Source organism: Lentzea sp. CA-135723, from assembly GCF_050936595.1.
Taxonomy (GTDB): Bacteria; Actinomycetota; Actinomycetes; order Mycobacteriales; family Pseudonocardiaceae; genus Lentzea.
Genome location: NZ_JBNJMK010000001.1, coordinates 6923321 through 6944160 on the forward strand (window position 1 = coordinate 6923321; position 20840 = coordinate 6944160).

Annotated in this window: 17 protein-coding genes; 10 read left to right on the plus strand and 7 right to left on the minus strand. The window is 70.0% G+C overall.

The features are described from left to right. Positions 1–9: 9 nt before the first annotated feature. Positions 10–591, plus strand: coding sequence for a hypothetical protein (locus ACQEU1_RS32435; RefSeq protein WP_433209930.1), 582 nt, complete (start codon positions 10–12; stop codon positions 589–591). On the opposite strand, the gene ACQEU1_RS32440 is transcribed toward ACQEU1_RS32435, so the two are convergent. Beyond that, positions 581–1243, minus strand: coding sequence for a DUF2306 domain-containing protein (locus ACQEU1_RS32440; RefSeq protein ID WP_433209932.1), 663 nt, complete (start codon positions 1241–1243; stop codon positions 581–583). The genes ACQEU1_RS32435 and ACQEU1_RS32440 overlap by 11 nt on opposite strands. A 223-nt stretch (positions 1244–1466) precedes the next feature. Between ACQEU1_RS32440 and ACQEU1_RS32445 the strand changes: the two genes are divergently transcribed. Genes ACQEU1_RS32445 through ACQEU1_RS32455 form a run of 3 tightly spaced genes read left to right on the plus strand, consistent with a single transcriptional unit; the run spans position 1467 to position 3884 of the window. Next, positions 1467–1898 (plus strand): hypothetical protein, encoded by a 432-nt coding sequence (locus ACQEU1_RS32445; RefSeq protein WP_433209934.1) that lies wholly within the window; start codon positions 1467–1469, stop codon positions 1896–1898. Between the two features lies 1 nt (position 1899). Then, positions 1900–3015, plus strand: coding sequence for a C40 family peptidase (locus ACQEU1_RS32450; protein WP_433209936.1), 1116 nt, complete (start codon positions 1900–1902; stop codon positions 3013–3015). Positions 3016–3029: 14 nt separating this feature from the next. Next, on the plus strand, positions 3030–3884 hold the full coding sequence (locus tag ACQEU1_RS32455) for a M23 family metallopeptidase (RefSeq protein WP_433209938.1): 855 nt from the start codon (positions 3030–3032) through the stop codon (positions 3882–3884). Here ACQEU1_RS32455 and ACQEU1_RS32460 read toward each other — a convergent pair whose 3' ends face one another. Further along, positions 3885–6554 (minus strand): BTAD domain-containing putative transcriptional regulator, encoded by a 2670-nt coding sequence (locus ACQEU1_RS32460; RefSeq protein ID WP_433209940.1) that lies wholly within the window; start codon positions 6552–6554, stop codon positions 3885–3887. It abuts the gene before it with no gap. Between the two features lie 364 nt (positions 6555–6918). On the opposite strand from ACQEU1_RS32460, the gene ACQEU1_RS32465 reads away from it, so the two are divergent. From ACQEU1_RS32465 to ACQEU1_RS32475, 3 genes are read left to right on the plus strand one after another with little or no spacing between them, the layout of a single operon-like run. Continuing rightward, positions 6919–9048 (plus strand): bifunctional diguanylate cyclase/phosphohydrolase, encoded by a 2130-nt coding sequence (locus tag ACQEU1_RS32465; RefSeq protein ID WP_433209942.1) that lies wholly within the window; start codon positions 6919–6921, stop codon positions 9046–9048. Positions 9049–9075: 27 nt separating this feature from the next. Then, complete coding sequence (locus ACQEU1_RS32470; protein WP_433209944.1) at positions 9076–11049, plus strand: amino acid transporter; 1974 nt, start codon at positions 9076–9078, stop codon at positions 11047–11049. Positions 11050–11092: 43 nt separating this feature from the next. Beyond that, positions 11093–12637, plus strand: a complete 1545-nt coding sequence (locus ACQEU1_RS32475; RefSeq protein ID WP_433209946.1) for a tannase/feruloyl esterase family alpha/beta hydrolase — start codon at positions 11093–11095, stop codon at positions 12635–12637. On the opposite strand, the gene pip is transcribed toward ACQEU1_RS32475, so the two are convergent. The 3 genes from pip to ACQEU1_RS32490 form a co-directional block, all read right to left on the minus strand. Further along, positions 12634–13581: a prolyl aminopeptidase gene (gene pip, locus ACQEU1_RS32480; protein WP_433209948.1), complete on the minus strand. Its 948-nt coding sequence runs from the start codon at positions 13579–13581 to the stop codon at positions 12634–12636. The two genes, ACQEU1_RS32475 and pip, sit on opposite strands and share 4 nt — an antisense overlap. 114 nt (positions 13582–13695) lie before the next feature. After that, positions 13696–14238, minus strand: coding sequence for a DUF305 domain-containing protein (locus ACQEU1_RS32485; RefSeq protein WP_433209950.1), 543 nt, complete (start codon positions 14236–14238; stop codon positions 13696–13698). A 74-nt stretch (positions 14239–14312) separates the two neighbouring features. Then, positions 14313–14786: a hypothetical protein gene (locus ACQEU1_RS32490; protein ID WP_433209952.1), complete on the minus strand. Its 474-nt coding sequence runs from the start codon at positions 14784–14786 to the stop codon at positions 14313–14315. A 279-nt stretch (positions 14787–15065) separates the two neighbouring features. Between ACQEU1_RS32490 and ACQEU1_RS32495 the strand changes: the two genes are divergently transcribed. Together ACQEU1_RS32495 and ACQEU1_RS32500 are read left to right on the plus strand one after the other, a co-directional pair. After that, complete coding sequence (locus ACQEU1_RS32495) at positions 15066–15821, plus strand: lytic polysaccharide monooxygenase (RefSeq protein ID WP_433209954.1); 756 nt, start codon at positions 15066–15068, stop codon at positions 15819–15821. 4 nt (positions 15822–15825) lie between these two features. After that, the gene (locus ACQEU1_RS32500) at positions 15826–16422 is read left to right on the plus strand and encodes a DUF305 domain-containing protein (protein ID WP_433209956.1); all 597 of its coding nucleotides are present in this window, start codon (positions 15826–15828) and stop codon (positions 16420–16422) included. Positions 16423–17039: 617 nt separating this feature from the next. Here ACQEU1_RS32500 and ACQEU1_RS32505 read toward each other — a convergent pair. Together ACQEU1_RS32505 and ACQEU1_RS32510 are read right to left on the minus strand one after the other, a co-directional pair. Beyond that, positions 17040–19625 carry a BTAD domain-containing putative transcriptional regulator gene (locus ACQEU1_RS32505; protein ID WP_433209958.1) on the minus strand — a complete coding sequence of 862 codons (2586 nt, stop codon included), beginning with the start codon at positions 19623–19625 and terminating at the stop codon, positions 17040–17042. 4 nt (positions 19626–19629) lie between these two features. Next, positions 19630–20391 carry an AraC family transcriptional regulator gene (locus tag ACQEU1_RS32510; RefSeq protein WP_433209960.1) on the minus strand — a complete coding sequence of 254 codons (762 nt, stop codon included), beginning with the start codon at positions 20389–20391 and terminating at the stop codon, positions 19630–19632. Positions 20392–20441: 50 nt separating this feature from the next. On the opposite strand from ACQEU1_RS32510, the gene ACQEU1_RS32515 reads away from it, so the two are divergent. Further along, on the plus strand, positions 20442–20840 hold the full coding sequence (locus ACQEU1_RS32515; protein WP_433209962.1) for a DUF2000 family protein: 399 nt from the start codon (positions 20442–20444) through the stop codon (positions 20838–20840).

Here is a 20840-nt window from a genome sequence, read left to right on the forward strand (position 1 = left end):
TTGGGGTGCATGGGGGACGACTTCGTCATCGACTGGACCTATCAGTCCGTGTCGATCAACGCGGACATGGACGTGTGCGCCACGGCGGCCGTCGTGGCCGAGCGGCTCGGCATCGAGCTCACCGAGGGCGTGAGCCACGACGGCGAGGTGTACTTCACCGGGCAGGACGGCGGGCAACGGCTCTCGGTGAGCGGCGAACCGACGTTGGTCCACGTGCACGCCACAACGGTCGGCCACGCGATCGCCGAGGCGCTGAGCGGCCCCAGGTTCCGGTTGAAGGACCTCAGCCCCCATCCCGAAGAGTGGTCGCAGCGCAGCCGGGCCGGGTGGAAACGGCTGCTGCCCGAGCTGCGCGCGCAGGGCTGGCAGGTGGACACGGGGTGTCCTGCCGCGCCGGTCGAGGTGCTGGGCGAGCTGCCCGGCGGCGAGGAGTTCTACCTGCGGTGCCGCTGGGACACGTGCACCCTCGAAGTGGACGACGTCGAGGTCGGGGAGGTCGTGCTCGACGGCGAGTTCTCCGCGAGCTACCTGCTCCCCGACGACGCGGTGGCCGTGCTGCTGAAGCTCCACCAGGAGTGGCTCACACGCTGACGGCCTCGCGCTCCGGCGCCACCGGCTGACGCCTCCGAGGCTTGCGCTCCAGCCACCACTGCGACAGCAGCAACGGCACCACCCAGCCCGTCCACGTCGAGATGCCCGCGATCGTGTTCGGCAGCTGCTCCTCCGGCACCTGGTCCGCGAACGCCAGGAACGCCACCACGCCCCAGATCCGGTTCGTGATGATCGAGACGGTCAGCACGAAGCTGCGGATCATCCACTTGCGGTGGTCGCGGAACTGGCGCTGCCTCGCGGCCCGCCACGCCAGCCCGGTGAAGACCAGCCACAGCACGGCCAGCATCACGTTGCTCACCATCGCCACCGGCCCGAACGGCGTCATCCAGCCGATGACCAGCCCGGACAGGCCGGCCGGCAGCACGCCCGCGAACACGTAGACCCGGCCGACGCGGCGGTGCCACGCGGGGAACCTCGAACGGAACCACGGCCAGATCTGCACCACGCACGTGAGGATGGCGACCGACGCGCAGACCACGTGCATCACGAGCAGGGGGTAGTGCGGTCCCCAGTCCGACTGCACGCGCGACTGCAAGCGATCACCGGTCAGGTACGGCGGCAGCGAGAACGCCACGAACGCCAGCACCACGAACGCCAACGGGCCCACCCAGGGCTTGCGCAACCACGTCATGACGTCAGCGTGACGACGACCGCTGACCGATCGCGCACCGCTCGCTGACGTCCCGCAACACCTGCGGGGAACGGGCTCGAAAGCGCGCTTGTCCTGCGCTTCTGACACCCCGCTGACACCTGCTGTCAGGTCGCTGTGAGCGCCGGTCCGCAGAGTTCTCCCCATGACCGGCTACGTCACCGACTGACCAGCGCCCCCAGCGCGGAAGCCATTGAGGAGAAGCATGTTCAGCAGGATCGCCAGCGTTGCAGGGGCGGCCGCGATCGTCGGCGGCGCGATGCTCGGAGTCACCTCGCCCGCCAACGCCGAGACCGTGCCCGGCTGCGGGTCGCTGCCGCCCATCGGCACCACCGCCTACGTCATGAGCGGCGGCACCAAGATCGGTTCGGTCAAGCAGTTCGCGGGTTGCGGCAAGAACTACGCCTACACCTACGTGTGGGAGGGCTTCCGCTCGACGCACGACAACTGGGAGGTCTGCGTCTCGGTGGCCACCGGCTCGTCGGCGCCCTACACGCTCGAAGGCCTGAAGTGCATCAGCAACAAGGCCGACAACTGGTCGTCCGGCACCTCGACGCTCAGCCAGTGCACCCACGCCGTCGGCAACGTCAAGTGGGGCAGCAACCACCCCACCGCCCGCACCAGCATCCGGTGCTGACGTGAGGAAGACGCTGCTCACGGCGGTCGCCGCCCTGGCCGTGCTGACGCCGCTCACCAGCGCCGGCACCGCGCAGGCCGAGGTCCGCACGTTCACCGCCACGACCGCCCTCGACGGCCGCACCGTCAAGGACCCCGCAGTGCCGGTCGGCGCCCAGCGCGTCGCCGACATGTACCTCAAGGGGCAGAAGGTCGGCGTCGTCTGCCAGGCCACCGGGCCCGAGTACGGCGGCAGGAAGATCTGGGACCTCACCACCGAGGGCCTCTGGATCCCGGACGGCTACACCAGCAACACCTCGGACACGATGGTGCTGCCGAAGTGCGCCACCTCGAAGTCGTTCCCGGCCAAGGTCGACCTCAACGGCCGCAAGAACAAGGGTGACGCCGCCACGGCGCCCGGATCGGTCGTCGACAGGTACAAGGCGGGACAACAGGTTCCGGTCAGGTGCCAGGCGCAGGCCGAGAGCGGCACGATCTGGGACCTCACCACCGACGACCTGTGGGTGCCCGACAACTACGTCACCACCGGCACCGACGGGTTCGTGCAGGGTCTGCCGCGCTGCGACACCGACGGCATCGAGCCGGGGGAGACGCCGCCGGGCAACGCCGTCCACGGTCGCAGCAACGGCCCGGCGGGGCCGGCGACCGGCACGAACGCGGAGAAGGTCCAGCGCGTGATCGACACCGCGAAGTCCCAGCTCGGCAAGGGTTACCTGTACTCCTGGGGTGCCGGCGGCAAGGGTGGCGCGTCCTACGGCGTGCACCACTACCCGGACAACGACCCCTCGCAGGGCGACGACTACAACCGCCTCGGCTTCGACTGCTCGGGTCTCACGCTCTACGCCTTCTGGAAGGGCGCGGGCCTCGACATCGGTGCCTGGACGGGCGCGCAGAACGTCAAGGGCCGTGCGGTGGCCATCGCCGACCGCAAGCCGGGCGACCTCGTCTTCTGGGGCCGCTCCGACAACGACGCCGACTCCACCACACACGTAGCCCTTTATTTGGGTGACAACAAGATCCTTGAAGCCTCGCCGCCACGTGACGGCAAGAGCATCCGGATCAGCGATCTGACCAGCCACGGCACGCCGTACACGAAGGTCCGCCGGATCTTCGGATGACTGAGGGGAAAACCATGAACGTCAAGAGGATCGTCTCCGGGATCGCGGGTCTCGCGATCGGCATGGGGGTGCTGGTGCTCGGTGGCCCGCAGGCGAGCGCCGCCACCAACTTCGAGCTTCCGTTCCCTTGTGGACAGACGTGGTCGGGCCAGACCCGCACCAACCACAGCCCGCAGCTCGCACTCGACCTGAACCGCAGCGCCGACGAGGGTGACGCCGTCGTCGCCTCCGCGTCCGGCACGGTCAGCAAGGTCCGCAACGAGGGCAGCACCAGCTACGGCCGCTGGATCGAGATCGACCACGGCAGCGGCTGGACCACCCGCTACGCCCACCTCTCCGCGCAGCGCGTCTCCGTCGGCCAGGCCGTCTCGCAGGGCCAGACCATCGGCAACGTCGGCAACACCGGCGGCTCGACGGGTGCCCACCTGCACTTCGAGCAGCTGCTGAACGGCACGCCGCAGAAGATCAAGCTCGGCGGCTCGACGGTCCTGTACTACGGCACCAAGGACTACAAGTCGAACAACAAGTGCGGCGGCGGTGGCGAGACCAACCCGTACACCCCCGAAGAGGCATGTGGTGACGGCTACAAGGTGATCGACGGCGCCAACGTGACCGGTGGCCGCGTCTCCCTGCTCTACAACGCCGCCAACGGCTACAACTGCGTCGTGACGATCAAGACCACCAAGATCGGCTCGGCGTCCGACGTCGGCTCGTTCCTCGAGGTCCAGGGCGAGGCCCGCACGACCGACCGCGGTGACTACGGCTACTACGCAGGCCCCGTGAAGAAGAAGGCGCCCGGCAAGTGCGTCAAGTGGGGCGGCAACGCCGGTTCCTCCAGCTACACCAGCGCGTTCGAGCACTGCGGCTGATCAGCCGAGAACGCTGTCCAGCAGGTTGTCCCTCCGCAGACCGGGTGTGCCGAGCAGTTCGGCCGCCCGGTCCGCGGGCGTTTCCGAGATCCTCGCGAGCACCAGCCAGGCCACGCCCTCGCCGTACCGGTCACCGCGGGCGCCGGTGATCTCCAGGCACCGCTGAGCGTCCTTTGTGGCCTGTTCACGGTTCCCCAGTGCCAGCAGCACTTCCGCCCGGCACAGCAACGCCTGCCACTCGTCGTTGTGCTCGCCCGTCTCCCGGCACAGGGCGATGCACTCGGTCAGCGCGGCCTCCGCCTCGACCAGCCGGCCGAGCTTGAACAGCGCCTGCCCCCGCGATGCCAACGCGTACGCCATCCCGGCCGCGTCCCGATGCTCGCGGGCGTGCTCCAGGCTCTTGTCGGCCGCGGCGAGCGCCTCCTCGTAACGGCCCGCGACCTGGTGCACCTGGGCCAGCGCGGACAGCGGAACCCGTTGCGCGCCGGCAGGTCCGTGTGCGGACATCAGCTCGACCGCGTGAGCCAGGGTCTTCGCGGCCACGTCGAGGTCGCCGAGCTCGCGGTGGATCGCCCCGATCCCGGCCAGCGCGCGCCCCTGCCCGAACGGATCGCCGGCACGAGCCTCCAGCACCTCCTCCAGCTGTGCGAGGGCGTCCGCGAACCGCCCGATCCGCCGGTTCGCGGCGGCCTGCACGAGCAACGCCGTCTGCAGCGCCGCCGAACTGCCCACCGTGCGCGCCGCCTGGTCCGCGATCCGGCCCAGCTCCACGAGATCCGCGACCCTGTCCTGCTTGAACAGGTGCGGGTAGAGCATGTGCGCGATCGCCAGCCCGTGCTCCGCCAACGCCTTCGCGCCCACCGACGACCGGGCGGCGGCCAGCAGGTTCTCGGCCTCGTCGGTCAGCCACTGCAACGGCTCGTCGACATCCCCTTGCACCACCGAATGCGTCAAAGCGCCGTATGAGTGCGGCCGCAGCTTCTTCAACGCCGCGGCCAACGTCGAACGGTAGTGCGTCAGCGCCCGGACGAGGGCGTCCGGCACGTCGCCACCGGCCTGCTCGGCACCGAACAGCCGCAGCAGGTCGTGCACCCGGTACCGCTCCGGCCCGCACGGCTCCACGAGCTTCGCGTCCACCAACGGGTCCAGCGCGCGGTCCACGTCGTCCTGCCCCAGCAACGCCCTCGCCACCGGCTCGCTCACGGTCGGCACGGTGAGCGAACACAGCAGGGTGAACGCCCTCGTCGACGCGGGGGACAGCCCCTCGAAGCTCATCTGGAAGCTCGACCGCACGCCCAGGTCGTCGAAGTCCAGCTCGTCCAGCCGGTGCCGCTGGTCCGCCAGCCGCTTCGCCAGCGTCGCCGTCGTCCAGTCCGGCCGCGACCGCAACCGCGCGGCCGCGATCGTCAGCGCCAGCGGCAGGTGGTCGCAGGCCAGCGCGACCTGCCGGGCCGCCTCGCCGTCGTCGCCCAGCAACCGCAGCGCGTCCGCCTCCGGCAACGGGTCGAGCCGCACGTGCCTGGCGCTCAGCGTCGCCAGCATCCGCCTGCTCGTGACCAGCACCGCCGACCCCGGCTCGCCCGGCAGCAACGGCACGACCTGCGCCGCGTCCACCGCGTTGTCGAGCAGCACCAGCACCCTGCGCCGCGCCAGCACCGACCGGTAGAGCGCGGCGGCCTCCGCCGGGTCGGCGGGCACGGCCAGCGGCGGCGTGCCGAGCGCCCGCAGGAACCGCCTGATCACCTCGGCCGGCTGCAACGGCGACCGGCCGGGCGTGGCGCCGTGCAGGTCGACGTACAGCTGCCCGTCCGGGAAACGCCCGGCCAGCGCGTGCGCGGCGGCCGTCGCGAGAGCGCTCTTGCCCTGCCCGCCGGGCCCGTGCACGGCGATCACGGTGTCCGCGGACCCCGTGATCAGCTCGATCTCCGCCACCCGGCCGACGAACGGCTCCGGGCGCGCCGGCAGCTCGCGCGGCACCGCAGGGAGGTCGCCCCGCAGGATCGCCGTGTGCAGGTCGCGCAGCTCCTGACCGGGGTCGATGCCGAGCTCGTCGGCCAGCAGCCTGCGGCCCTCGTCGTACGTCCGCAACGCGTCCGCCTGCCGGCCGCCGCGGTGCAGCGCCACCATCAACGCGCCGCGCAGCCGTTCGCGGGTCGGGTGCTCGGCGACCAGACCGGTCAGCTCGCCGACGACCTCCTGGTGGCGGCCCTCCGAGATCGCCCTGTCGGCCCGGCGCTCGACGGCGCCGAGCCGTTCCTCCTCCAACCGGTTCGCGAGCTGGGTGTTGGTCGTCAGCTCGGCGAGCGCCGGGCCGCGCCACAGCGCCAGCGCCTCGTCGGGATCCGCCGCGTCCCGGAACAGCTGGAGGTCGAGCGAGCGGTCGGGAACGGCCAGCCGGTACCCCTGCCGGGTCCACTCCAGTGACACACCGGGCAGATCTTTCAACGCCCTGCGCAGCTGCGAGACGTGCACCTGCACGGCCTTGCGCGCGCTGGCCGGCGGATCGCCCTCCCACAGCACCGACATGAGGTGCTCGACGCTCACGGACTGCCCGGCGTGCAGCAGCAGCAACACCAGCACCTGCTGGGGCTGGCCTGCGGGAACGCGGACGACGCGCCCCTCGTGCGTGACGAGCAGCGGCCCGAGCACTCCGAACCGAACGCCGTCCACGGACTCACGATAGTCCGTTGATCGTCGTGGACCTCCGTCAAGCGACTCGCACACCAGCAACGGTCAACGACGGAGGTCGTGCAACCTCCTCACCGACCGGGAGGTCGGGGAATAACAGAGGGACAAACGTGCTCGAATCCTCGCCGAGCTGCGAAAAGTCGTGCGAAAATCGTTCGGGGGACCGGTCGGCGGATGGATCGGCGAAGTGCGAGATCAACGCCGTCGTACTGGTGAAAACAGAACAGGGATTTGCGGTAGCGTCCGTATTGGTGGATCACCTCATTGGAGTAACGGCGGTGCCGCGATCATCCCAAGTCGGGCATCATCACGTGGCTCGACCATGTCGTAGAACGAGGGGTCTCGTGTGACCATCTTCCGTGCAGGCCGCACCGGAGCGTGGTGGATGTACCTGGTGGCGGGTCACCTGCTGCTCGGCGTCTACTACCTGATTCCGGTCAGCCCTGCGGGGACAACGGGGCAGACGGTACGGGTGGTGCTCTACTGCACGATCAGCGCTTCGGCCGCGATCGCGACATTCGCTGGGGTCAAGCGCAACCGGCCCCAATGGCGCAGGCCGTGGGTGTTCCTCGCACTGAGCCAGGTCGTTTACGCGATCGCCGACCTGACGTTCTACGCGTCTCACTACATCTTCGAGTACACGGTTTACCCGTCCTACGCGGACATCTTCTACCTGGGGCATTACCCGTTGATGGTCGCGGGCGTGATCCTGCTGATCCGCCGCCGCACCCCGGGACTCGACCTGCCGAGCCTGCTCGACGCCGCCGTCCTCGCGGTCGTCGCGGGCATGGCGTCCTGGCTCTACGTGATCGGCCCGCAGGCCCGTCTCACCTCGCCGGTGCTGGTCAAGATCGCCTCGCTGGGCTACCCGATGATGGACCTGGCGCTGTTCGTCGTCGCGCTGCGGCTCATCTTCGGCGCCGGCCCGCGGCCGCGCGCGTTCGTGCTGCTCACGTGCAACCTGCTGGGCATTCTCACGGCGGACACCATCTACGTGCTGCAACGCCTCGACGGCAGCTACCACGCGGGCAACTTCCTCGACGCCATCTGGCTGTCGGCGAACCTGTGCATCGGCGCGGCGGCGCTGCACCCGACGATGGCGCGGCTCGTCGACCGCGCGCACGTCAAGGACGTCGGCCTGAGCCGCGGCCGGATCATCGCGCTCTGCTCCGCCGTGCTCGCCGCACCCGTGCTGATGCTGGTGCACGACGTCGGCCAGTCGTCGCAGGACGTCCTGGTCATCGCGGTGGGCAGCGCGGTGCTGTCGCTGCTGATCATCGCGCGGCTCGCGGGTCTCGTCGCCGACCAGCGCAAGCTCGCGATCACCGACAGCCTCACCGGCCTGCACACCCGCCGGTTCTTCGAGGCGCAGCTGCCGCTGGAGATCTCCAGGGCGCGGCGCAACGACGGCTCGGTCGCGGTGTTCATCATCGACGTCGACCGCTTCAAGTCCATCAACGACAACTACGGCCATCCCGCGGGCGACGACGTGCTGATGGAGGTCGCGGCCCGGCTGCGCGCCGCCTCCCGGGCGGGCGAGGTGCTGGCGAGGTACGGCGGCGAGGAGTTCGCGCTGCTCGTGCCGGACGCCGGTCCCGGCAGGCTGTCCGTGATCGCGAACCGGCTGCGCGAACGCGTCGCGGAGAAGCCGATCCCGGTCAACGCGGGCAACGACGACATCCCGCTGTTCGTCACGGTCTCGGTCGGCTCGGCGAGCTTCCCGACGCACGGCGACGGCCCGGACGACATCGTGGTGATCGCGGACCGCGCGCTGTACGCGGCGAAAGCGGCGGGGCGCAACCGGATCGCGGTCGGCCCCGAGCCGTTGCCCGCCGTGGACCCGGACACCGACGGCGCGATGGCGGAGTTCCTCTGCCAGGTCGCCGACAGGGTGGACGGCTGGCTGCACCGCTACGACCACAGCCGCTCGGTGTCGCGCTGGGCCGGTGTGGCGGCGGGGGAGTTCGGCCTGGACGCGCCCACGATCCGCGTCACCCAGCTCGCAGGGCGCCTGCACGACATCGGCAAGGTGATCATCCCCGAGGTCGTGCTGACCAAGCCGGGCGCACTGTCCGAAGAGGAATGGCGGCTGCTGCGCCAGCACCCCGACTTCGGCTACCGGCTCGCGCGCATGGTGCCGGGGTTCGCGGGCGTGGCGCACGTGATCAGGCAGCAGCACGAGCGCTACGACGGCGCCGGGTACCCGGACGGGTTGCGCGGCGCGGACATCCGTGCGGAGGCAAGGATCCTGTCCGTGTGCGTCGCCTGGGCGGCCATGCGGTCCAACCGTCCACATCAGACCGCATTGGATGAGAACCGGGCGCGCCGGGAACTTTGGGCCGGACGCGGCGAACAGTTCGATCCGGACGTAGTGGACATGTTCCTCGACCTGCACACGCAGGGCAGCATCGGAATGCTGCGTCCGTCCGGTTTGTCCGTGCAGGAAGCGGGTTTCCCAGCGGACTTCCGTCCATGATCGACTGACCGTGCCATGCTCTGCGCCATGAGCACGGAGTTCGCCATTCCCGCCGAGGTGCCGAGCCCGGAACGACCGGCCCCGCCCGGCGGACCGGTGGGCAGGTGGCTGCTGGCGGACCGGGTGGCGCCGTCCGGCCCGGAGAGCCACGAGTCGCACGCCAAGCCGCACGCGTGGTGGAAGGTCATGACGCTCACCGGCGTCGACTACTTCTCCACGCTGTCGTACCTCCCCGGCATCGCCGCGCTGGCCGCCGGTGCGCTGTCGCCGCTCGCGACGTTGCTGATCGTCGCGCTGACGTTGCTCGGCATGCTGCCGATGTACCGGCGGGTGGCGCGGGAGAGCCCGAACGGCCAGGGGTCCGTGGCGATGCTGGAGGACCTGCTGCCGTTCTGGCGCGGCAAGATCTTCGTGCTGGTGCTGCTCGGGTTCGTGGCGACGTCGTGGATCATCACGATCACCCTGTCCGCGGCCGACGCGTCGGTGCACGCGCTGGAGAACCCGTACGTGCCGGAGGCGCTGCACGGCGCCGAGCTGTGGGTGACGATCGTCCTGCTGCTGATCCTCGGCGGCGTGTTCCTGATGGGCTTCAGCGAGGCCGTGGGCGTCGCGATCCCGTTGGTGGCGGTGTTCCTCGCGTTGAACGCCGTCGTGGCCGTGGTGGGGCTCGTGGACGTCTTCGCGACGCCGGACGCCCTGGACCGGTGGATCTCCGCTCTCGGCTCGCACGGCGACGGCTTCTTCGGCGTCGTCGGGCCCGCGATCCTCGCGTTCCCGCTGCTGGTGCTCGGCCTGTCCGGCTTCGAGACCGGCGTGAGCATGATGCCGCTGGTCGCCGCGGACGGGAAGACGCCGGAGGAACGGCTGGAGAGCCGCGTCCGCAACACCCGCAAGCTGCTCACGACGGCCGCGCTGATCATGTCTGTCTACCTGGTCGCCACGTCGTTCATCACCACCGTGCTGGTGCCGCAGGAGAAGTTCGCGCCGGGCGGCCCAGCGAACGGCCGTGCGCTCGCCTACCTCGCCCACGAGCTGCTCGGCGAGGCGTTCGGCACGGTCTACGACATCAGCAGCATCCTGATCCTGTGGTTCGCCGGCGCGTCGGCGATGGCCGGGCTCATCAACATCGTCCCGCGCTACCTGCCGTCGTACGGCATGGCGCCGGAGTGGGGCCGCGCGGTCCGTCCGGTGGTGATCGTCTACACGGTCATCTGCATCATCATCACGATCATCTTCAACGCCGACGTGAACGCCCAGGCCGGCGCCTACGCGACGGGCATCCTCGCGATGATGGTCTCCGGATCGTTCGCGGTGACGGTGTCCGCGTGGCGCAAGAAGCAGCGCGGCGCGGGCATCGGGTTCACCGTGCTGACGCTGGTGCTGCTGTACGCGTTGGTGGAGAACGTCATCGAGAAGCCGGACGGCATCACGATCTCCATCGGCTTCATCATCGGCATCGTCGTCATCTCGCTGGTGTCGCGGATCTCGCGCACGACGGAGCTGCGCGTCGACAAGATCAAGTTCGATGACGAGGCACGCCGGTTCATCACCGAGACGATCGAGAACGACGGCCGCATCACGTTGATCGCGAACCGCCGCCAGACCGGTGACGAGGCCGAGTACGTCGAGAAGGAGACCGAGCAGCGCGGCATGAACCCGGTGCCCGGCACGGCGGACGTGATCTTCCTGGAGATCGACATCGTCGACCCGTCGGCGTTCTCGAACGTGCTGTGCGTGTCCGGCGTCGAGGTGGCCGGGCACCGCGTGCTGCGCGCCTCCGCACCCGCCGCGCCGAACGCCATCGCGGCGATCCTGCTGGCGTTGCGCGACTCGACCGGCGTGATCCCGCACGCGCACTTCGAGTGGTCCGAGGGCAACCCGCTCGGCCACCTGTTCCGCTACCTGATCCTGGGCCGTGGCGATACGCCTCCGGTGGTACGCGAAATCATCCGCTCGGCTGAGGAGGATCCGTCCAGAAGGCCACGCGTGCACGTCAGCTAGCTGGAAGACTCCCCCGGTACGTCCGACACAGGGGGAGGACGCCATGTTCCGCAAGCTGCTCGTGTTTCTCGTCGTGCTGGGGACGGTGGGTGCCGGGGCCGCGCCGGCCGTCGGGTCATCGGGCCTCAGAACCGTTCGAACGTGCGCCGATCTGGTGCGCACGTTCGACGTTCCCGATGCCCGCACCCGCGTCACGTCCGCGACGGTCGTGTCCGGTGACCAGGAGTTCTGCGACGTCCGCGGCACGATCGAACCCGCCATCGGCTTCCAGCTGAAGCTGCCGTTGCGCGGTTACCAGGGCCGTTATCTCCAGTACGGCTGCGGCGGGTTCTGCGGCGCCATCGGCGATCCCGCGTTCCCGTCCGGCTGCGGACCGGCGTTCGGGGACGCCGCGGTCGCCGCGACCGACGACGGGCACCAGGCGCCGCCGGAGAACCCGTTCGACACGACCTGGGCCGCCTCGAACCAGAAGGCCCGCGACGACTACTTCTTCCGCGCACCGCACGCGTTGTCGAAGGTGTCCAAGCACATCATCGCGGCGTTCTACGGCAGGCCGCCGGTGAAGTCGTACTTCAGCGGCTGTTCCAACGGCGGCCGCGAGGGTCTGCTGCTGGCCCAGCGCTACCCGCGCGACTTCGACGGGATCGTCGCCGCCGCACCGGGTGCCTACTACACCGCGCTCATCGGCTACCAGGCGTGGATCGCGCGCAACACCATCCCGAACGACAAGATCTTCTTGCTGCACAACGCGGTCATGACGGCGTGCGACGGCAACGACGGGTTGGTGGACGGCCAGATCGAGGACCCGCGCCTCTGCAGGTTCGATCCCGGAACTTTGGCGGGGCAGCTCACCGACGACGAGATCGCGCGCGTGCGCCGGTTGTACGCGGGTCCGTCCGACCACGGCGTGCGGCTCTACCCCGGCGGTCAACCGTACGGGTCGGAGATCTCCTGGACGTTCTGGCTCAACCCGTCCGAGGGGTTCGGCCGTGGCATCGCCGCGGAGCTCGCGGACAACGGCCTCAAACACCTCGTCCACCCGATCGGCAAGCCGGGTTCGTCGCTGGAGGAGTTCGAGTTCACCACCCGCGCGTTCCGCCGGCTGGTGCCGGAGACGGTGAAGGCGAACTCGCTGTCGCTCGACCTGCGGGCGTTCGCACGGGCCGGAGGCAAGCTGATCCTCTGGCACGGCGCGGGCGACCAGGGCATCCCGTTCGAGGGCACGCTCGACTACTGGCAGCGGCTCACCGGTGGCAGGAACCCGTCCTACGCCAGGCTTTTCGTGGTGCCGTCGATGTGGCACTGCGACGGCGGTGACACGCTGACGGGCTTCGACCCATTCCGCGCGCTGGTGTCGTGGGTCGAGGGCGGCCAGGCACCCTCGAAGATCATCGCGGAGGGGCGTGACCAGAACGGCACCGTCGTGCGCACCCGGCCGGTGTACCCGTACCCGTTGCGGGCCAGGTACACCGGGTCGGGTTCGATCGACGACGCCGCGAACTTCGTCGCCGCGCCCGGGTTCGGGTTCGACGACCGGATCCGCTGGGCGGGGGAGGACCTCTACCGGTCAGGTCCCGTGGCTCCCTAGCGGAACCTGTGGATGGCGGCGGCGATGGCCTTGTCCATGCTGTTGCCCTCCATCACGAGGTGGCCGGCGTCGTTCAGGATGACGAGCTCGGCGTCGGGCCACCTCTTCGCGACCTCCCAGGCCGTGTACAGCGGCCCGCCGAAGTCGTTGCGGCCGTGGATGAGGACGCCGGGGATGCCCTTGAGCCTGTCGAGGTTGTCGAAGATGTGGTTCGGCTCGAGGAACGCCTCGTTGCCCCAGTAGTGGCTCACGGCCCGCGAGAGCTGGTAGCGCATGACCGGGTCGGCGTACCGGGTGCCCTCGAACGAGTTGTCGCCGCCGGTGATGGTGGAGAGGTCCCACTTGCTCCAGTCCCAGGCGGCCTTCTCGCGGACGGCGGCGTCGGGGGAGTTGAGGAGCCTGTTGTAGGCGGCGGCGAGGTTGCCGTCGCGGTCTTGGTCGGGGACGCCGTCGCGGAAGGCGTCGAAGTAGTCGGGGAAGAAGAGGCCGAGGCCCCTGGTGATCCACGCGTGCTCTTCCGGACGGCTGGTGGTCACGGCCGGGATGACGATCTCGGAGACGCGCTCCGGGTGCTGGATGGCGTAGGCGAGGATCAGGGTCGAGCCCCAGGAACCGCCTTCCAGCAGCCACTTGTCGAAGCCGAGGTGTTCGCGGAGCTTCTCGGCGTCGTCGATGAGGTGCTGGGTGGTGTTGTGCTCCATGCTGGTCGACGGGTCCGCTATCGGGGGCGTGCTCTTCCCGCACCCCCGTTGGTCCCAGAGGACCAGGTTCCAGTGGTCGGGATCGAAGTACTCGCGGGAGTGCGGGCTGGAACCGGAGCCCGGTCCGCCGTGGAAGACGCAGGCGGGTTTGCCGTCGGGGTTGCCGCTCGCCTCCCAGTGGACGAGCTGGCCGTCGCCTACGTCGAGCATGCCCTGCGCGTAGGGCTCCACCTGTGGGTACATGCGCGCGAGGCTATTGGGGGAACGCCGGGGACGCCGAGTGGTTTTCGAGCGGGCCCGGACACGCCGGCACGTCCACTGCCACGAGGGCGGTGGACGTGTGAACTCGGTGCGGCGTCAGGACTTCTGCTTGGCGGCGATCTGGTCCAGGACCTCGCTCTGGGACACGATGATCTTGCCGGCCAACGCCTTCGAGCCGATGTGCTCGCCCTTCGACTGGGCGGACTTCGCCATGTCGACGCCACTGCGGAGGTGGCGGGAGAGCGTGGCGAGGAACAGGTCGTCGTACTGCTTGCCGGTGGCCGCCTTGAGCGCCTCGACGTCCTTGGCGGTCATCATGCCCGCCATCTTGTGCGTGGCCGCGGCGTCGTCACCGGGCACCTGGATGTTCCAGCTGCGCAGGTAGGTGGCCATCTGCTCGATCTCGCCCGCCTCCGCGGTCGCGATCTTGTCCGCCACGTTCACCACGAACTCGTCCTTGGACTTCTCCTTGGCGACCTTGGCGATCTCGATGGTCTGGCGGTGGTGGGGGATCATCTGCAACGAGAACATCGCGTCAGCCTCGTTCGCAGCCGGTTCGCCGGAGCCGCCGCCACCTGGTGACGAACAACCGACCAGCGCAAGCAGCCCTAGCACGATGATGAGCAGACGCGCTCGCATGAAGCCTCCCGTCTCGGTTCCCTGCCGAGGGATACGGGTGGCCGATGTGTCCGGTTCAGCGAAACTTTCCGAACCTAACTGGTTGGTCGCCGATCGAGTGCCGCGACGACTCCGCTGACGACGTCGGGATGGCCGAGCGGCAGGGGTGAGACGGCGCTGTCGTTGTGGGGGATGACCTGCGCGAACGTGGCTTCCACCGGCACCTCGGGATCGACCACGAGGACCGAGCGGACGAGGTCGGGGTGATCCGCCACGAGGTCCAGCACGTCCGCGGCGATCGGGCCGCTCGTGACGACGTCCAGCACGGTCCTGGTGTCGTCGCGGTGCCTGGTCAGCACGGCGTCCACTGTGGACTTCCAGCCCGGTGCTGCCGGCACGCGCAGCCAGACGATCCGCACGGTCTCCGACAGCGGTCGCCAGGTCGCGGGGATCTCGTCGTGGAGCGCTTCTCCGGCTGGATCGATCACGAGCACCGTTGCGGCGCCTGCGGGTCCGTCGGCCACGACACCGGGTCCCGCCGCCCTGCTGGGCTCGTCGAAATCGCGCATGCTTCGCGGATACCCAGCGGCTGAACGGTTTCAGTGCTCCGATCGGGTCTCCGTGATGACCCGAATGGCGCAGACAAGACCACTGGGTGACGTGGACTTGTTGAGGCGCACCGATTTTCGGGTCACGTCCCGTGACATCTTGACCACTTTCTGAACCCCGGTTTATGGTCTAGACCACAAACCGAAACTGGATCGGTGAGCAACCTCCAGAGTGCTCCCGGTTCCCGCCCCCTGCCTACGGGTCCACCCGTTTGGGAACGATCCAAGGAGTTCGGACGAATGAAGATCATGCGCAAAGCGGCGCTCGTCCTGGCCGCTGTCCCGGCAATCGTCCTCATCATGCCCGTCGGTTCGGCGAGCGCGCACGGCTACGTGTCGTCGCCCGCGAGCCGCTCGGCGCAGTGCGCCAGGGGAGACATCGCCGAAAGCCTTTGTGGCCAGGCGAAGTACGAGCCGCAGAGTGCCGAGGGCCCCAAGGGCCTGAAGAACTGCAGCGGCGCGAACGGCAGCTTCGCTCCCCTCGACAACGACTCGCTGCCCTGGAAGGTCACCAACACCGGTCAGACCCTGTCGCTGACCTGGACCTTCACCGCCCGGCACGCCACGCGCGACTACGAGTACTTCATCGGCAACACGCGCGTCGGCTACTTCGCCGGCAACAACCAGCAGCCGAACAACCCGACCACGCACCAGATCAACCTCGGCGGGTTCTCCGGTCGCCAGAAGCTCTACGCGATCTGGAACATCGGCGACACCGTCAACGCGTTCTACTCGTGCATCGACCTGAACATCAGCGGCGGTGGCGGCACGACCCCGCCGCCCACCACCACGACCACCCGTCCTCCGACGACGACGACCACCACCACGACGACCACTCAGCAGCCGCCGGCCGGCGGCACGTGGGCGCCGAACACGTCGTACGCGGCAGGCGCGACCGTCACCTACGGCGGCTCGACCTACCGCTGCCGCCAGGCGCACACCTCGCTGACCGGCTGGGAACCGCCGAACGTGGCGGCGCTCTGGGAGAAGATCTGATCCGATGAAGCGCCTGGTGATCGCGGCCGCGGTCCTGGCGCTGGCGGGGTGCGGCGGAGAGGCGGTCGTGCCGGAGAGCCCAGCGGCTCACGGCCACGGCGCGTCCTCCGCCGCACCACCCGTTCCGGGTGCCAGTGCGAGGTTCAACGACGCGGACGTGACGTTCGTGCAGATGATGGTCGACCACCTGCAGCTCGGCATCAGCCTGTCACAGGTGGGCATGGCGAAGGCGGAGAGCAAGGAGGCGAAGGACCTCGCGAGCGCGATCGACGTGACGCAGCGCGAGGAGCTCACGATGCTCAAGTCGTGGCTGAAGCTCTGGGACAAGCCGGAAGGCGACGGCGCGAACCTGCACGCCGCGCACGGAGGCCAGCCGCTGCTCGACGACAAGGTCATCAACGAGACCAAGGAGAAGAGCGGGACCGAGTTCGACCAGGTCTTCCTCAACCTGATGACCGGGCACCAGGGTGCGGGCGTGGAGATGGCGCTGGCCGAGAAGAAGGACGGCCAGAACCCGGAGACGACGGCATACGCCGAGCGCGTGGTGACGTCGCGGCAGGGCCAGATCCAGCAGATGCTGAAGATCATCGGCGGGGTCTAGGAAGGCTGGCGGGTCGGGGCGCGCCGGCGGGCTCGGGTGAGAGCTGTTCGGCGGGCTTTGGCTTGAGCGGCCCGATGGCTCTGGCGCGAGCGGTCTGGCGGGCTCCGGTGTGAGCGGTCCGGCGGCCTTTGGCTTGAGCGGTCCGACCGGCTCGGGGTGAGGGGCCCGATGGCTCCGGTGCGAGTGGTCTGGCGGGCTTGGCGTGAGTGGTCCGGTGGCTCTGACGTGAGCGGTCCAGTGGCTCTGGCGCGAGTGGTCCGCCGGGCTTGGCGTGAGTGGTCCGGCGTCACTGGCCCGAGCGGTCCGTTCGGCTTGGCACGAGTGGTCCCGCGGGCTCGGCACAACCCCAGCCCTGGCCTCGGCCCAGCCCAGCCCTGGCCCCAGCCCCGGCCCCAGCCCAGGCCTCGGCCCAGCCCCGGCCCCAGCCCAGGCCTCGGCCCAGCCCCGGCCCCAGCCCAGGCCTCGGCCCAGCCCCGGCCCCAGCCCAGGCCCCAGCCCTGGCCCCAGCCCAGCCCCAGCCCAGCCCCGGCCCCAGCCCAGGCCTCGGCCCAGCCCCGGCCTCGGCCCAGGCCAGCCCAGCCCAGCCCAAGCCCCACCCCCGGCCCGAGCCCCGGCCCTCAGCCGGTCAGGTCGCTGAGCGCCGCCTCCACCCGTTGCTGCGCCGAAGCGTGCATCCACCCGACCCCCAACTCCTGCCGCGCCTGCCGCAGCAGCCGCTCCGCCTGCCCGCGATCCCCCCGGCGCGTCGCGATCTCCGCGAGGCCGGTGTGCGCCAGCGCCCGAGTCGCGGTCAGGCCGGCCTCCGTCGCCATCTCCAGCGCCAGCAGGTAGTCCCGCTCGGCTGCGGCCTCGTCCACGTCGAGCAACCGGTCGGCGCGGCGGCCTCGCAGTTCGGCCAGTTCCTCCTTGGCGCCGAGTTCGGACATGGCCGCGATCGCCTGGTCTGTCAGGGCCAGCGCCTCCGCCGGGTCGTCGGTGACGGTGGCGAGGACGTCCAGCACCTGCGCCGCGCCCCAGCGTTCGCCGAGCTGCTGGAACAACGCGAGCGCTCGACGGGCCTGCCGGATCGCCTGCGGGCTGTCGCCGGTGGTGGTCCAGGCCGTGTAGGCGTTGCTGAAGCCGATCAGGCCGCGGATCCACGGGTCGTCGCTGCTCTCGATCTCGTCCTGCAACGCCGTGCGCGGTGTGTCCGGGCCGGGCGGGCCGGAGAGCATGGCCCACGCAATGAGCACGAACGGTTGCCTGATCGGGCCGCGCAGTCCCACCAGCCTGTCCTGCACGCGTTCCGGGGCGGCCAGTGCCAGCAGGACCGCGTAGTCCTCTGTGGACTCCTCGGGGACGCGTGCCAGCAGTCGGAGCGCCAGGCCCTGCACCTCCGCGCGGCTGCCCTTGACGTACCAGTACCAGGCCAGGCCGTTGACGAGCTTGAGGCCCAGCGCGGGGTCGGCGTCCGTGGCCCAGTCCAGTGCCTGCACCAGGTTCGCGTGTTCGGCGGTCAGGCGGGTGAACCAGCGGACCTGGTCGCCCTGGCGCAGTTCGGGATCGGCGCGGAGGGCGAGGTCGGCGAAGTAGGCGGCGTGTGCGGCGTCGACGCGTTTGTGCTGCGCGCAGAACTCGCGGATCGTCTCCAGCATGCGGTAACGGCCGTCGGCGGCCTCGACCAGCGACTTGTCCACCAGGGCGTCGAGCACCTCGATGTCGTGCCCGCACACCGACTCGACGGCGTCGAGGGTCGCGCCGCCGCTGAACGTCGCGAGGCACGCGGCCAGGTCGCGTTCCTCGTCGGACAGCAGGTCCCACGACCACTCCACGACTGCGCGCAACGTCTGGTGGCGGGGCGCGGCGGCGCGGTTTCCCTTGGTGAGCAAGCGGAAGCGGTCGCTCAGCCGCGAGGCGATCTCCGAGGTGGTCAGCGTCCGGGTGCGGGCCGCGGCCAGTTCGATCGCGAGCGGCAGGCCGTCCAGCGAGCGGCAGATCTCGGCGGTGTGCTCGTCGCGCACGAACGCCGGGTTCACCAGTCGCGCGCGGTCGGCGAACAGGTCGACGCTCTGCGCCGGGTCGAGCGGCGGCACCGGGCACAGCGTCTCGCCGGTGATGCCGAGCGCCTCCCGGCTCGTGGCGATGATCCGCACCGCCGGGCACGTGCTGAGCAGGTGCCCGGCCAGCCGGGCGGCCTGGACGATCAGGTGCTCGCAGTTGTCGAGGATCAGCAACGCCGGGCGCTCGCGCAAGGCCAGCGTCAGCCTTTCCTCGGGTTCGAGCACGGTCTCCTTGAGTCCCAACGCCTGCAGCGTGGCGGCGGCGACGTCCTTGGCGGGCGCGAGATCCACGAAGATCGCCCCAGGACCGGCGGCCTGCAACGCCAGCCTGGTCTTGCCCGCGCCGCCGGGACCGGTGAGGGTGATCAGCCGGGACGTCAGCGCCTTGATCCGCCTGAGTTCTTCCTGACGGCCCACGAAGTTCGTCAGCTGGGCCGGCAGTTCGCGATGACTCGCGCCGCGCAGGACCTGGAGGTGCACGGCCCGCAGCTCGGGTGACGGGTCGGCGCCCAGTTCGTCGGCCAGCACGGACCGCGCGTCCTCGAACGCCTGCAACGCCTCGGCTTGGCGGCCCTGCTGGTGCAGCGCCTGCATCAGGAAGCCGCGCAGCCGTTCGTCCAGCGGGTGCTGCCGCACGAGGTCCTGGATCTCCGCGACATCGGCCGTGCCGAGCCGGACGCGCGCCGCGGTCAGCGAACCGAGCGCCGAAGACCGTTGCTCCTCCAGGCGAGTCGCGTGATCGGCGAGCGGGACGTCGGCGAGCGCCGGTCCGCGCCAGAGCCGAAGTGCCTCGGACAAAAGGGATTCCGCGCCCCGGGCGTCCCCGGCCTCCAACGCTTGGCGGCCTTCGTTCGCCAGCACTGAGAACCGGTGCGCGTCGACCCGATCGGCCTCCACCGCCAACCGGTACCCGGCCGGGTGGAACTCGACCAGCGCCGCGTCCCCGAGCGCCCGGCGCAACCGGGACACCTGACCCTGCAAGGCGTTCGCCGCGTCCGCCGGCGGTTCGGAGCCGTAGAGCTCGTCCACCAAACGGTCAAGCGGGACGATTTCCCCCACCCGGAGCGCGAGCAACGCGAGCAGGGTGCGTGGCCGCGGACCACCCACCGCGAGCTTGCCGTCCGGGGAGTGCGCCTCAACGGGCCCGAGAATGCCGACGTGCACGGTGTCAGCGTACGAAGCGGCCGGGGCTCGTACCCAGCACCCGGCGAAAATGCCGCGTCAGGTGCGACTGGTCGTGGAACCCGGCCAGCACCGCCACCTCCGCCGCCGGCCGCCCCTCGACCAGGAGACCGCGGGCGAGATCGACCCGGCGCGCGGTCAGGTACTTGTGCGGCGGCAGCCCGAACCGGCTGCCGAACGCCCGCACGAGGTGCGTAGGGCTGGTCTGCAACTCCTGCGCGGCGTCGGCCAGCGAGATCCCGTGCGGCAGCGAGGCGTCCAGCAGCTGCCGCAACCGGTTGGCGAGCGTCGGGTCCGCGTGCACGACCGGCGCGGTGCCGGCGAAGTGGTGCCGGAGGCGTTCGGCGATCAACGCGAGCCGCGACGCCGCCTCCAGCGGCTCGTCCAGGACCAGGTGCAGCTGGTGCACCCGGTGGCGCAGCAGGGGATCGGGCAGCATCGGCGTGTCGACGGCCTTGCCGATCAGCTCGTCCGGCAGCACCGTGTCGTCCAGGTACAGCACGCGCTTGCGGAAGCCCGTCGGGTACGCGGACCGGCCGTCGTGCGGCACGTGCGGCGGCAACAGCGTGACGGCGGAGACGAGCGCGCCGTGTTCGTGACGGTCCAGTTCGTACTTCACGGCACCGTCGTCGAGCACCATCAACGTCCACGCGTCATGCGTGTGCGTCGGGTAGGCGTGCGTGGTGAACGACGCGTGGAAGGCCTCCTTGATGCCGTCCACCGCGGGTTTCCACGCGGTCGTGCTCATGTCAGGAACGTACAAGACCGCAGACCCGGCTGCCCACGATCGTGGAGTCCATGTTCGACACCAAGATCGCTGTGCTGCTGCGGGACGACCTGGCCGGTTGGCAGGCGCTGAACGTCACCGCCTTCCTCGTCAGCGGCCTGCCCGAGACCCTCAGGGGCGAGCCGTACGCCGACGCCGACGACGTGCGGTACCTGCCGATGTTCGGCCAGCCCGTGGTCGTGCTCCAAGGCAACGCGGACCTGCTCAAGAAGGCCCACGAACGCGCGCTGAACCGCGACCAGGCCATGACGATCTTCACCGCCGACCTGTTCGCCACCGGCAACGACGAGGACAACCGCGCGGCCGTCCGCAAGGTGCACACGCAGGACCTCGACCTGGTCGGGATCGCCGTGCACGGCCAGAAGAACGCGGTCGACAAGATCTTCAAGGGCGCGCGGATGCACCCCTGA

Bases quoted from the DNA above. Each gene is read 5' to 3' on its own strand.
- ACQEU1_RS32510 (WP_433209960.1), bottom strand. From the start codon at position 20,391: ATGAGCACGACCGCGTGGAAACCCGCGGTGGACGGCATCAAGGAGGCC.
- ACQEU1_RS32475 (WP_433209946.1), top strand. From the start codon at position 11,093: ATGTTCCGCAAGCTGCTCGTGTTTCTCGTCGTGCTGGGGACGGTGGGT.
- pip (WP_433209948.1), bottom strand. From the start codon at position 13,581: ATGTACCCACAGGTGGAGCCCTACGCGCAGGGCATGCTCGACGTAGGC.
- ACQEU1_RS32440 (WP_433209932.1), bottom strand. From the start codon at position 1,243: ATGACGTGGTTGCGCAAGCCCTGGGTGGGCCCGTTGGCGTTCGTGGTG.
- ACQEU1_RS32435 (WP_433209930.1), top strand. From the start codon at position 10: ATGGGGGACGACTTCGTCATCGACTGGACCTATCAGTCCGTGTCGATC.
- ACQEU1_RS32495 (WP_433209954.1), top strand. From the start codon at position 15,066: ATGAAGATCATGCGCAAAGCGGCGCTCGTCCTGGCCGCTGTCCCGGCA.
- ACQEU1_RS32490 (WP_433209952.1), bottom strand. From the start codon at position 14,786: ATGCGCGATTTCGACGAGCCCAGCAGGGCGGCGGGACCCGGTGTCGTG.
- ACQEU1_RS32470 (WP_433209944.1), top strand. From the start codon at position 9,076: ATGAGCACGGAGTTCGCCATTCCCGCCGAGGTGCCGAGCCCGGAACGA.
- ACQEU1_RS32445 (WP_433209934.1), top strand. From the start codon at position 1,467: ATGTTCAGCAGGATCGCCAGCGTTGCAGGGGCGGCCGCGATCGTCGGC.
- ACQEU1_RS32515 (WP_433209962.1), top strand. From the start codon at position 20,442: ATGTTCGACACCAAGATCGCTGTGCTGCTGCGGGACGACCTGGCCGGT.
- ACQEU1_RS32455 (WP_433209938.1), top strand. From the start codon at position 3,030: ATGAACGTCAAGAGGATCGTCTCCGGGATCGCGGGTCTCGCGATCGGC.
- ACQEU1_RS32500 (WP_433209956.1), top strand. From the start codon at position 15,826: ATGAAGCGCCTGGTGATCGCGGCCGCGGTCCTGGCGCTGGCGGGGTGC.
- ACQEU1_RS32485 (WP_433209950.1), bottom strand. From the start codon at position 14,238: ATGCGAGCGCGTCTGCTCATCATCGTGCTAGGGCTGCTTGCGCTGGTC.